Source organism: Aminobacterium sp. MB27-C1, assembly GCF_030908405.1.
Lineage (GTDB): Bacteria > Synergistota > Synergistia > Synergistales > Aminobacteriaceae > Aminobacterium.
This window is the reverse complement of record NZ_CP133089.1, coordinates 1626266-1638817: the sequence shown is the minus strand read 5'-3', so window position 1 is coordinate 1638817 and position 12552 is coordinate 1626266. Positions and strand designations below refer to the sequence as shown.

At 40.3% G+C, this 12552-nt stretch carries 12 protein-coding genes and 1 riboswitch; of the genes, 7 read left to right on the top strand and 5 right to left on the bottom strand.

The genetic code is table 11. From position 1 onward, the window contains the following. Nucleotide 1 precedes the first annotated feature (1 nt). On the bottom strand, nt 2-1015 hold the full coding sequence (locus RBH88_RS07960; RefSeq protein ID WP_307879520.1) for a homoserine dehydrogenase: 1014 nt from the start codon (nt 1013-1015) through the stop codon (nt 2-4). A gap of 370 nt (nt 1016-1385) precedes the next feature. Here RBH88_RS07960 and RBH88_RS07955 point away from each other — a divergent pair, with 370 nt between their 5' ends. The 7 genes from RBH88_RS07955 to RBH88_RS07925 all read left to right on the top strand — a co-directional run bounded on the left by RBH88_RS07955 (nt 1386) and on the right by RBH88_RS07925 (nt 7692). Continuing rightward, nucleotides 1386-1640 carry a cold-shock protein gene (locus RBH88_RS07955; RefSeq protein ID WP_374047583.1) on the top strand — a complete coding sequence of 85 codons (255 nt, stop codon included), beginning with the start codon at nt 1386-1388 and terminating at the stop codon, nt 1638-1640. A gap of 153 nt (nt 1641-1793) precedes the next feature. Next, nucleotides 1794-2834 carry a metallophosphoesterase gene (locus RBH88_RS07950; RefSeq protein ID WP_213691250.1) on the top strand — a complete coding sequence of 347 codons (1041 nt, stop codon included), beginning with the start codon at nt 1794-1796 and terminating at the stop codon, nt 2832-2834. Nucleotides 2835-3010: 176 nt separating this feature from the next. Continuing rightward, complete coding sequence (locus tag RBH88_RS07945; protein ID WP_213691251.1) at nt 3011-4237, top strand: NRAMP family divalent metal transporter; 1227 nt, start codon at nt 3011-3013, stop codon at nt 4235-4237. Between the two features lie 32 nt (nt 4238-4269). Further along, complete coding sequence (pxpB, locus tag RBH88_RS07940) at nt 4270-5022, top strand: 5-oxoprolinase subunit PxpB (RefSeq protein WP_213691252.1); 753 nt, start codon at nt 4270-4272, stop codon at nt 5020-5022. Then, complete coding sequence (locus RBH88_RS07935; RefSeq protein WP_307879519.1) at nt 5019-6098, top strand: biotin-dependent carboxyltransferase family protein; 1080 nt, start codon at nt 5019-5021, stop codon at nt 6096-6098. The genes pxpB and RBH88_RS07935 overlap by 4 nt, the downstream gene beginning before the upstream one ends. A gap of 26 nt (nt 6099-6124) precedes the next feature. Next, nucleotides 6125-6898 (top strand): LamB/YcsF family protein, encoded by a 774-nt coding sequence (locus RBH88_RS07930; RefSeq protein ID WP_213699846.1) that lies wholly within the window; start codon nt 6125-6127, stop codon nt 6896-6898. Next, the gene (locus RBH88_RS07925; protein ID WP_307879518.1) at nt 6895-7692 is read left to right on the top strand and encodes a putative hydro-lyase; all 798 of its coding nucleotides are present in this window, start codon (nt 6895-6897) and stop codon (nt 7690-7692) included. The genes RBH88_RS07930 and RBH88_RS07925 overlap by 4 nt, the downstream gene beginning before the upstream one ends. Nucleotides 7693-7756: 64 nt before the next feature. Here RBH88_RS07925 and RBH88_RS07920 read toward each other — a convergent pair whose 3' ends face one another. The 4 genes from RBH88_RS07920 to RBH88_RS07905 form a co-directional block, all read right to left on the bottom strand. Beyond that, nucleotides 7757-9625 carry an aldehyde ferredoxin oxidoreductase family protein gene (locus RBH88_RS07920; RefSeq protein WP_307879517.1) on the bottom strand — a complete coding sequence of 623 codons (1869 nt, stop codon included), beginning with the start codon at nt 9623-9625 and terminating at the stop codon, nt 7757-7759. An 8-nt stretch (nt 9626-9633) separates the two neighbouring features. Next, nucleotides 9634-9754, bottom strand: a riboswitch (molybdenum cofactor riboswitch). A 109-nt stretch (nt 9755-9863) separates the two neighbouring features. Then, entirely contained in the window at nt 9864-10268 is a 405-nt protein-coding gene (locus tag RBH88_RS07915) for a VOC family protein (protein ID WP_213701150.1), read from the bottom strand. Next, the gene (locus RBH88_RS07910; RefSeq protein ID WP_213691180.1) at nt 10258-11862 is read right to left on the bottom strand and encodes an amidohydrolase family protein; all 1605 of its coding nucleotides are present in this window, start codon (nt 11860-11862) and stop codon (nt 10258-10260) included. The genes RBH88_RS07915 and RBH88_RS07910 overlap by 11 nt, the downstream gene beginning before the upstream one ends. 5 nt (nt 11863-11867) lie before the next feature. After that, complete coding sequence (locus RBH88_RS07905; RefSeq protein WP_213691179.1) at nt 11868-12545, bottom strand: aspartate/glutamate racemase family protein; 678 nt, start codon at nt 12543-12545, stop codon at nt 11868-11870. Between the last annotated feature and the right edge of the window lie 7 nt (nt 12546-12552).

The window sequence follows — 12552 nt, the reverse complement described above, 5'->3', positions numbered from 1 at the left end:
CTTAGTGAGTAACAATCGAAATAATGTCAGAAAGAAGAGCTTGTCCTGTCTCTTCTCTCCCCGCCCCAGGCCCTATTATTGTTACATCCTTAAGATTATCAGTTGTCAGTGTTATTGCGTTTGTTGCACCATTAACTCCCGATAGAGGATGGGAAAAGGGAAGGGAGACAGGAGCGACGGAGGCAAAAATCTGCCCCGAATTTTGTACTATTTTCGCTACAAGCTTTATACGTTCGTTTTGGGAAAGAGCTTTTTCTATATCTTTTCGTTTCAAGCCAGAAATCCCCACTCGGGATATATCTTTTAGGGAGATATATTTTCCCATGAAGACACTCGCAATAATTTGAACTTTTACGGCAGCATCCCAGCCATCAACATCACCTTCAGGATTTGCTTCTGCATATCCGAGAGCTTGAGCTTCTTTAAGGGCATCGTCATATTCCAGCCCTTCTTCCATGCGTGTAAGAATGTAGTTTGTTGTTCCGTTAACGATACCTTGCACCTCAGTAATATGGCATCCAGCCATGGATTCTCTCGCTAAATTGATTGCTGGTGTGCCACTTAAAACTGTTCCTTCAAAACGATACTTGCTTTTATGTTCAGAAGCAATTTTTAAAAGGTCTTTCAAAGCTAAAGATGCCGGACCTTTATTACTTGTAACAACGTGACGTCCTCTTTGTAACGCTTTTTTTGTAACAGACAGCCCTGGTTCACCGCTTTTTAAATTAGTTGGAGTTACGTCTATTACAATATCTACTTCAGGTAGACAAACGGTTTCTTCAGGGGTAATAGTACAAGGTCCGAGAGTTTGATCATGGTTTATTTCATCAAGAAGTTTGGATAGTGACAACCCATTAGGATCAACACGGCTTCCCTTACTTTTTGTAACTACGGCTATTGTCTTGAAACGGAATCCAAAGTGGCTAAAAAGGTTTTCTTCTTCTCGTACTAAAATACGTGCAAGTCCTTGACCTACATTGCCAAAGCCAATAAAACATAGTCCCCAAACCTTCATAATTTCATTCCTCTTTTCATCGTAAAATAAAAAAGCCGGGGATCTCCATATAAAGCGGAGACCCCCGGCTGAAGTTTCGAAGCAGAGCGAACTAATCGCCCGCCACTCCAGGAGGGGTTCCGCATGTCGTCATAGTAGTTATTGTTACGTTGTTATTGTTATGTAACTGAAACACGAATACTCCTCCTTTCAGACGTTAAAAATTTTAAAGAAGGTAACATAATGTTTGATTCATGTCAATTGGAATGTCGTTGATTTATTGAAGTATGAGGAAGTAATGTGTCCAGGTGATATATGTATTTGTAAAAGATGAAATTGGGATATTTTATTGATTGAAAAAAATTTCTTGACAAATATACAGAAAACCTGTATGCTTACCAAGCTGCAGAAAAGTCGCAGTAAAAACATTTTAGGAGGCAACATCTTGACACAAGGAACAGTAAAATGGTTTAACGGCACAAAGGGCTATGGTTTTATCACAGGTGAGGACGGAAAGGATTATTTCGTTCATTTTAGCGCCATCCAGGTTGATGGTTTTAAGACTCTTGATGAGGGACAGCAGGTTTCTTTCGATATTGAGACCGGCAAGAAAGGTCCTCAGGCTGCCAACGTTAAACCTCTGTAAGATAATTTTACATTGATTTTAGGCAGAAGATAGTTAAAGACGCCCTTCAAGGGCGTCTTTTTTTATATCTTTTTTTGAGATTTTCTCTGGTGTTTGATGTCCTTTTCAGTGATAATAATTAAAAAATATAGTTTGTAAAAAAAGGAGGCATTCATGTCCCTTTATGTCACCGGCGATAAGCACGGAGTCATAGAAATGGATGAGTTGTTACCTTTTTATCATGCGATAGGTAAAAATTTAAATGCGCAAGATTATTTGCTCATTGCAGGTGATTTTGGCCTTCTTTTTGCTCCAGAACCGACAGAAAAAGAAATACAATGGATGGATTGGCTTTCGTCCGCGCCATGGACGACTCTTTTTATAGATGGGAATCACGAGAATTTTACAAGACTTGACGCCCTTCCCACTGAGATACGTTTTGGAAACCCTGTTGGAGTAGTAAAAGACAAAAAAATATTTCATCTGAGGCGAGGTTATATATATACCATCGCTGGTTACTCGTGTTTTGCGTTTGGAGGAGCACTGAGTTTAGACAGATGTTTTCGAAGGCCTGGCCTTTCATGGTGGGAGAGAGAAATACCTTCCGAGGAGGAAATTGTACGAGGATGGCAGTCTTTAGAAGCCGTACACTGGAATGTCGATTATGTATTTACTCATATGGCACCTTTATCTGTTTTAATAGAGTTGCTACGAACAAAATATATTGGGGTTCAGATCAATCCGTGTCACGTTCCTCGAGATCCAGTAGCCATTTATTTTGATACGTTAATTCCTCGTCTTCATTTTCAAAAATGGTATTTTGGTCATCTTCATGTTCAAACTCCTCCTTTCGTTCTTCAAACAAAAAAACAAGGAGCTTTTCAGGGGGTATACCGCCATGTTTTACCTATTGAAGTAGAAAATAAAGAGCAATCTACGGAACTAGCAGTTAAAGAAACATGCACGTATAGCCTTTCTCAAATTCTTCTCAAAAGTAAATCTCTCATAAAATTAATAGAGCAGCATGGAGAAGTGCTCAATATGTGGTTAAAATTTAGGAAACCTCCTCAGGCTCACGATATTATGGCTTTTCAATCTATTGTCCGCCGATCTACATGTAACGAAATTGAAGAGTCTATACATATATCTCAAAATAAAGGCTATTATCATCTTTTACTTATACTTAAGGTTGAATATAAAGAAAAGCAACATTGAAGTTCTTCGGTTTTTCCTTTCAAATCTATCTATTTTTTATTTAAAAACTACTTATTTATATATAAAAAGTATTTATCATAAATTTCCCTTAAAATTCTATAAAAATAAAATAAAAAAATCTAGCCTGACTTTTCTTTATGATACTATTAAATTAAATTGACTTGGAGGTGGTGCTTATGAACGGTACAACGAAAGAGATGGGAGAAAAAAAAGCTCTGGACAAGAAAGGAACATTAAGTGTTTTGTTGGGAGCTGCTTTTCTCATGGCTACTTCAGCAATAGGACCAGGGTTTCTAACACAATCTGCGGTTTTTACGCAGAATTTAAAAGCCGCCTTTTCGTTTGGAATAATTCTTTCTCTTATCTTAAGTTTTATTGTGCAGATCAACATTTGGAGAATCCTTGCCGTATCAGGCATGCGTGCGCAAGATGTTGCTAATAAGGTGCTACCTGGACTCGGTTACTTTTTGGCCTTTGCTGTAGCATTGGGGGGACTTGTTTTCAATATAGGGAATATTGCAGGTGCTGCCATGGGTCTGAATGTAGTAGCAGGCGTTCCGTTAAAAATAGGAGCTGTCGTTAGTGCTGCTATCGCTGTTCTCCTTTTCTTGCGTAAAGAGCTTGGCAAAGCTATGGATACTTTTACCAAGATCCTTGGCTTTATGATGATTGCGTTAGTGTTGTATATGGTTTTCAACACAAAACCACCAGTTGCCCTTGCTGTAAAAGAAGCAATCCTTCCTTCTAAAATTGATTGGATGATTATTTTAACTCTAATAGGTGGAACGGTAGGAGGATACATTACTTTTGCCGGGGCACATCGTATTATAGACGCAGGTATTGTAGGGCAAGAAAATTTGGGAGCGATTACACGAGGGGCTTCTAATGCTATAGGTATTACAGGTATTATGCGTATTTTGCTTTTCCTTGCTGTATTAGGTGTTGTCGCTACTGGGCAAACACTTGACCCTGCTAATCCACCTGCATCAGCTTTTCGTCTTGGAGCGGGCGAGTTAGGTTATAAAGTTTTTGGTGTAGTTATATGGGCAGCTGGAATTACTTCGGTAATTGGCGCTTCATACACGTCAATATCTTTTCTTAAAACGCTCTTTAGTACAGTAGAAACACATCTTAGATGGTGGATGATTGGGTTTATAGTAGTTTCAACAACTATTTTTTCTACAATTGGACAGCCAGTCACCCTTCTTATTTTTGCAGGTTCAATTAACGGGCTTATTCTTCCTCTGTCTCTTGTATCAGTACTTCTTGCTGCTTATAAGAAAGAGGTAGTGGGTTCTTATCATCATCCAATATGGATGACAGTTTTAGGATATGTAGTGGCAGCTTTTACTCTTTGGATGGGTATAAAATCATTTACAAAAATCTTTACTCTTTTCTCTTAAAACTATTCTGATCTGTTGGAGGTGAATGTAATTTGGAAGACCAACAGTGGCCGAAAGTTCTTCTTGCTGGTGATAGTTGCATAATTGTGGAATACGGCAATTCCATTGGATTGGAAATCAATGCTAGAGTTCAGGCTTTGCGGCGTATTTTGGAAAAAAGAAAAATTTCCGGAGTGCATGAGTTCGTTCCTACATATCGCTCTCTTGCAATTTACTTTGATCCTGTAAAGGTAGAACAACCAATGCATTTTCTTTCTCTTTTAAAGCGTTTGGCAATTGCTGCAGAGTCAGAGTCAGGTGTTGAAAAAGGGGTTGGTATCATTATCCCTGTCTGTTACGGTCGTGATTTTGGACCGGACCTTGATAATGTTGTTCATCATACAGGACTAACGGAAGAAGAAATTATAAATCGGCATTCTTCTCCAGATTATTACTGTTATATGCTTGGTTTTACTCCTGGTTTCTCATATCTTGGTGGAATGGATGAAACAATTGCGACACCTCGTTTGAAGGAACCTCGAGAAAAAATTCCTGCTGGAAGTGTGGGAATAGCCGGTAAGCAGACAGGAATTTATCCGATTGATAGCCCTGGTGGATGGCAGCTTATAGGACGAACACCTTTGCGTATGTTTGATGCAGGCCATGAGCCTCCCACATTAGTTGATGCCGGGTTGTGGATACGTTTTCAGCCCATTTCGGAGGAAGAGTATAAAAATATCGAAATACAGGTTGCTCATGGAACATATACTCCCGAAATGTTCAATAAAGGAGAGGTTCCGGCATGAAGATAAAAATTATACAGCCGGGAATGCTTACGACTGTTCAAGATGTGGGAAGATGGGGATTTCAAGGCAAAGGAATGCCAGTTGCTGGTGCTATGGATCTTTTTGCTTTGAAAATTGGCAATGTTATGGTGGGAAACAATAAAGATGCTGCATGTCTTGAAGTGACAGTATTAGGCCCTACCTTATCGGTGTTAGAAGGGGAGGGGGCTGTAGTTGTTACAGGTGCTGATCTTGGTTTCTCTATCAACGGAATAGCTTCGTGTTGTAACACGGTTTATAAAGTTAAAGAAGGCGATATCCTTTCTTTTAGCGGCATGAAAGGTAATGGATGTCGTGCATATGTCGTTTTTTCAGGCGGAATAGATGTTCCTATTATTATGGGGAGCCGCTCAACATACCTTAGAGCTCATATAGGTGGCTTTGATGGACGCGCACTTGTAAAGGGTGACGTTCTTAATACTGGTGAACCTCATATTTTGTGGCAGCGGTTTATAGATTTCAAATGTCCTTCCGATGTTTTGCCTGAGCGGAGAGAAGGTCAACCCCTTCGTGTAGTTCTAGGTCCTCAAAATGATGCATTTTCCCCTAAGGGAGTAGAAACATTTCTGTCTGAATCATATAAAATTACTGATTCTGCAGATAGAATGGGATACCGTTTGGAAGGACCTGTTGTTGAGCACCTAGAGGGAGCAGACATTATTTCTGATGCTATTCCACTTGGCTCTATTCAAGTTCCTGGACATGGACAGCCAATTGTGATGCTTGCTGATCGTCAGACGACAGGGGGATATACGAAAATAGCTGTTCTATGTTCTCCCGATATTTCGGCGATTGCACAACGTTTGCCAGGAGAAAAGGTTTCTTTTAAACAAGTATCCTTTGAAGAGGCTGTTTTGATTACCCAAAAAGAGGCTGGTCAAGTTTCCAAACTAAAGCAAAATGTAGCAACCTGGATTACAAGAATCCCAACTTCCACAATTGGGCATAAATCGGAAATGCCAGTTTCGTCTGGTACGTGGAAGCTTACTGTGGACGGACATTCTTATATGGTTGACTGGGAACGCATTGAAAATTGATTTTTACGAGAAGAAGGGATGATTCCATGTTCTCTGTAGATTTAAATAGCGACTTGGGTGAAAGTTTTGGAACATATGTTTTAGGGCACGATAGAGATGTTATGAAAAGCATCAGTTCTGCTAATATCGCCTGCGGGTTCCATGCTGGAGACCCTCAAGTTATGTTAAAAACAGTAGAAGAAGCCGTTAATAGTAACGTTGCGGTAGGAGCTCATCCGGGATATCCAGATCTTATGGGATTTGGGCGAAGAAATATGGCGTGTTCTGCAGATGAGGTGTATGCCTATTGCCTATATCAGGTAGGAGCTATTCAGGCTGCCTGCAAAGCACGCGGGGCTTCCTTGCAACACGTAAAACCTCATGGAGCTATGTATAATCAGGCTGCTAAGGATTTGTCTTTAGCTGAAGCGATTGCTCAGGCAGTAAAAGATGCAGGCGATGATCTTATTCTGCTGGGGTTGGCAAACTCATCCTTTGAAAAGGCTGCTAACAAACTAGATGTACCCTTTGCAATTGAAGCTTTTGCTGACAGAGCATATCAGGCAGATGGTTCACTAGTTCCTCGCAAACAACCGGGAGCTGTTATTCATGATATAGAGATAGCTGCGAAACGTGTTATTAAGATGGTAACAGAAGGTGCTATAGAAGCTATAGATGGAACAACTATTCACCTGAGGCCTCATTCTATATGCCTTCATGGTGATACACCAAGTGCTGTTGCAATGGCCGCATCTATAAGGGAAACTCTTCTTAAAGAGGGGATTGCTATTCGAAGTATTAGGGAGGTGTTGAGAGCATGAAAGGATCGGCGTTTTCAGAATACTCTCCGCAGCAAGTTCGAGAAATAATACGAAAAGGCGATTATGACCTTCCTACCCCTGGAATGGCAAAAGGTCATGTACAAGCTAATCTTGTAGTATTGCCTAAAGATTGGGCATACGATTTTTTGGTTTTTGCCCAGCGAAATCCCAAACCTTGTCCTGTGTTAGACGTGACGGAGCCTGGAGATCCAGAACCTAAAATAGTTGCTCCAGGTGCAGATATAAGAACAGATATTCCCAAATATCGAGTCTGGATAGATGGTCAATGTGTTGATGAACCTAAAGATATTCTTAAATATTGGCGAGATGATTTTGTCGCCTTTCTTCTAGGTTGTTCTTTTACCTTTGAAAGCGCTTTGCTTGACGCCAAAATTCCAGTGCGACATATAGAAAAAGGTTCTAATGTCCCCATGTATATTACAAATATTCAGTGCAAGCCTGCTGGACGTTTATCTGGACCTATGGTAGTCAGTATGCGTCCCATTCCTTACAATCAGGTGTCCACCGCTGTCCTGTCGACAGGCCGGTTCCCGGCAGTACATGGGGCGCCTATTCATATTGGCAATCCAGAAGCTATTGGAATTAAAGATGTCAATTCTCCGGACTTTGGAGATGCTGTACCGATTTACGATAATGAAGTGCCTGTATTCTGGGCTTGTGGTGTTACTCCACAAGCAGCACTTATGGCGAGTAAACCGCCTTTGGCTATTACCCATGCTCCTGGACATATGTTTATTGCTGATCCAATGGATTCTTCTTATGCGGTATTTTAAAGAAAGATTATAGGAGAAAAGTGAGCGGAGCTGCGTTGTAGCGATGCAACTCCGCTTTTTGGTTTTACATTTTCTGGGCTATCTCGGTCAGACCAAGTTCCTTAAGTTTTTCTTTTGTTGGAATACCTTGCTTGTCCCAGCCTTTTACAGTGTAGATAAGATCAAGAAGGCGTTCTTGGTCAACGACTTGTCCTTTGCCTGGTCCTTCTTCCGCTGATTCTTGGCTAAAGCGTTCAGGAAGGTAGTCATCTTTTCGTGTAAATCCTTCTCGGATGTTAAAGAGCCTTTCTAAATTAATAACGCGTTCACTGACTTTGAACAGATCAGCGTAGGTATAGCTTAATCCAGTGGCATTGCTAAAAAGTTCTGCCCACCGTTTCCCCTTTATAGCGATGGTTATGCTTGCAAAAAGGCATACCCCTAGAAGATTCGTGGACATAGATAATTCTTCTAAAGGCTTAACCCAATCTTTGTTTTCTTCGCTGAGAGGATTCACTTGTTCTTTAACTCCTAACTCTTCTTCTACATATCCAAACGCGTCTATCGTAGCTCCATAAGGCCTAAGGTGATCTGCACCACGAGGAGAAATCATGTGAGAGAGAGCTTCTGCCTTGCTTGCTCTTACGCCGTCGGCGGCCATTTCTTGTCCTTTTACGTGCATTACATATTTTATGGCCTCTCCTCCGAGGGTCTGAGCTGCGCGCAATGAGCCTTCTCCTAACAAGGTTGCAAAATCACCCTGTCGATACGCTATTCGTTCTACGAGTTTGACTATAGCTTCACTATTCCCCCATGTTAAATCAAGACCGTCTGTGGCTTCCTTATTGATAATTCCCTTTTCATACCATTCCATGGCAGTAGCTATGACTTGACCTGTAGATATGACGTCAAGACCAAGATTATTCGAAATATAATTTGCAGCTGTAATAGAGTGTAAGTCAGTATTGCCGAGTTTTTGTCCGTAAGCTGCTACTGTTTCGTATTCGGGGCCACTTCCCGAGAGCCCCTTATATTTCCCCTCTGGAATAGTTGTTTTACGAACGCAGCCAATGGGGCAGTTATAGCAACGATCTTGTTGGACGTCTAGCTTTTCATGATACGCTTGATGTCCTAGATATTGATTGAAATCTGTTGTTGTATGTTGCCAGTTATAGGCAGGAACAAGTCCAAGATCGTTCATGGCATCAAAGAAGGAAGGAGTACCAAATTTCATCATTTCTTCTCTTACAAAAGCTTCATTATGTAAATCCTGTATTGCTTCTTTTACATTTTCATTAAATCTTTCTGGGTTATGAGGGGTGAGGGGAAGAGAAGAACCATATACGGCTATGGCCTTAAGATTTTTACTCCCCATTACAGCTCCGCCCCCACCTCGTCCAGCTGCATGGTCACGTCCCATCATAACCGTTGCATAGCGAACCTTTTTTTCTCCAGCAATTCCGATACTTGTCACTTCTGCTTTTGAGTTATCGATCTCTTCTCGTATCAAACGCTCTGTCTCATGTGTGTCTCGTCCCCATAATTTTTCAGCAGAATAAAGATGAATTTCTTCGTCATTAATAAATATATATGTGGGTTTTTGAGCACAACCATGAATAACGAGCATGTCATAACCAGCTCTTTTAAGTTGAGGCGCCCAGGCCCCACCTGCATTTGATGCACTAATTGTTCCTGTCAGAGGAGATTTAAACATGACAACAGTACGCCCCGAACAGGGGGCTTTTGTGTCTGTGAGAGGACCACAAATAAAGAGTAATTTATTGTCTTTTGAAAGGGGGTCGATTCGTGATTTTAGGTTTTCCGCGAGATAAAGTGTTCCGAAACCTTCTCCGCCAATATAATTTTTGATCCAGTTTTCAGGAAGATCGTCAATCCAGTGTTTGCTATTGGTCAGGTCAATGTTCAAAATTTTACCCGTGTAAACATTAAACACTTTACATCCCTCCCTGGATAGGTTTTCCTTTCCAAGAATGGGAGGCATGGCCGTTTCCAGCTATACCCTGACGGTTGGTGGCCATCTCAATAAAGAGGAAGGTCATACAACTCGGAAAACGTTATTTAATATTTTAAATTTTCTTACATTATCATGATATCAGCAGAGAAGAATAATTTAAAGGGTTGCCTAATAGGCAGCCCTTTAAAAATAAGATGAAGGAGTTTAGGTTTGAATTTTATTTATGAAAAACTTTACGAGTATCTTCTTTAAGAAATTTTTGTATTTCAAATTCATAACCGCCTGGTCCTTTGAAAAAGAAGCATTCAACAGGGAAATCTTTAGGGCGTTGAATAGCGGTTTCTAATTGTATGTTGTAATTTTTTAATCGTTCATACCATACTTGCAAGTTGTCTGTAACGAGAGTTATGAGCACTGCATTTTTATTTAGAGCTTTACAGTGACCAGTTTTTTCATCTACGATTCCTATAAAAGCCCCTGTAGAAAGTCGGTATAAACGGGCTGTTCCTTGATCATCTACAAGCTCAAGGTTCAAAGCCTCTTCAAAAAAAGGGATAGCTTCATTCAAATTTTTAAAATATAAGAAGGTTATTTGGGAATCAAATTTTTTTTTATTTTCCATGACGGAGAACCTTTCCAGGTCGATTTCCTGTAAACCCTTGTTTATTTACAACTAGGGTTCCATTTATAAAAACTGCATCAATACCTGTGGGGTAAGCTGTTGGGTTCTCGTACGTAGAGCAATCACTTATTGTTTTGGGATCAAAAATAACGAGATCTGCCCAATAACCTTCTTTTATGGTTCCTCTATCATGAATTCCAAGAATAGAGGCTGGATAGGAAGTAACCTTGCGTATAGCTTCTTGAAGCGTAAGCCGTTTTTCCTCGAGAGCGAAAGATTTCAGATATCGAGGATATGTCCCGTAGAGCCTTGGATGGGGTTTCCCTCCGAATATTCCATCTGTTCCAACTGTCCCGTGTGGGTGAGTAATAACTTTTTCTAGGACGTTTTCAGAACCATAGAAACTTATCATAGTTACAGCAAGCTTTTCTTCTGCGAGAAGGTCCATAACCATATCGATGGGATCTTTTTTAAGAGTGTCTGCTATTTCTTGGCAGCTTTTGCCTTCCATCCATTTGTTGTCAGGAATTTGTACTGCTGTAACAATAATATTTTCCCAACCTACTGAGATTTGTCTATTGTGCCAAACATCTAATCCCTTGGTAAAATCTTGATGAATTTTTTCTCGAAAATCTTGCTTTTTAAGGTTGCGAACCAAAGCTTCGGTTCCTTCATTAAAAGTCCAATTTGGAAGGACGGCTGTTAAAACTGTGCAACCTGCTAAGTAAGGATATCTATCCCAAGATATGCGCAAACCTCTATCTATAAGGTGATCTGCTTTTTCTAAAACCTCATCTATGATTGGCCAATTTACCTTTCCATAAGCTTGTAAGTGTGAAACTTGGAGTGCGACTCCCGATTCCTGTGTTATGCGTGTTACCTCATCAAAGGAACGTGAGAGATAAAAACCTTCGTCTCTTTGATGTACTACATATATTCCGTCGAAAGCGGCAACTTCTTTGTTCAGTTCTATAAGTTCCTCTGTATCTGCAAAGGGACAAGGCGGGTAAATAAGGCCAGACGATAAGCCAAAAGCGCCTTCTTCCATACTTTCGCGAACAATAGATTTCATGCTGCTAAGTTCGGATGCTGTTGGTTGACGTTCATCCATTCCCATAGCTGCAATTCGTACTGGTCCTTGGCATAAAAGTACGGCCATATTGTTATATGGAGCTGCTTTTTCTATGGCATTTAGATAGCTTCCAAAACTGTTCCATGTCCATTTTGATTCAGATAGGATTCCGTCAAGACCTGCAAGAAGTTCTCTGATAGTGGAAATACTTGTGTCATTTATTGGGGCAGGACCAAGACCATCTTGCCCTAAAACTTCAGTCGTAATTCCTTGGCGTATTTTAGCGTCCGATGGAGAATCAGAAAAAATCTGTAAATCAGAATGACTGTGCATGTCGATAAAACCAGGGCATACAATGTGACCATTAGCATCTATAATTTCTTTGGCTTCCGAGGGCAGTTTAGAAAGATATTCTTCTTTTATAAGAACAATTTTCCCATTCAATATTCCGACCTCACCTTTGTACGGTTTTTTGCCTGTGCCATCAACTATTAATGCATTTCGTATAATGGTATCTAACAACGATGTCACCTCCACGTAGAAGGACCAAAAAGACCTTTTTTGCTTGTTTTAGAATGTGTTTTTACATGAGTTTCTGCTAAGCGTATCGCATAGGGAATTCCGTCTATAACAGGTACACCTATGCGTTGAGAAAGTTCTGTATCTAATCCAGAAAGAGCAGCGCATCCGAGAGTTATTACCTCTGCGCCATCTTCTTCTATGGCTTTAAGAGCAGCAGGTGCTATTTTGTCTGCCAAGCTTCCTTTAATCGAATCGTCCATAACACGAACAGATGCACAACGATATCCAAAACCAAGATTGTGAATCATCCGCTGTTTCATTGGTAGAGACCGTTGCGACATTTGAATAACAGAAAATTTATGGCCCAATGTCATAGCTGCCAACATTGAGGCTTCTCCAATGCCTACAACAGGTTTTGTCGTGCATTCTCTGAGAATATGAATGTTTACGTCACAAGTACAACAAAGAACGATAGCGTCAATTTGCGATTCGTTTTCTTTTACGATTTTTAATAATCCAGGACCGCACATAATTTCATCAATGAAATCTTCTATTAAGGGCGGGGCATCAAAAACTGCTTTACATATTATTTCTGTGCCCAAAGAGGCTATTTTTATTGCTGATTGATAAATCAATTGGGTAAATTTTTCATCAGAATTAGGATTGATCGCTAATATCCTCATTTCTATT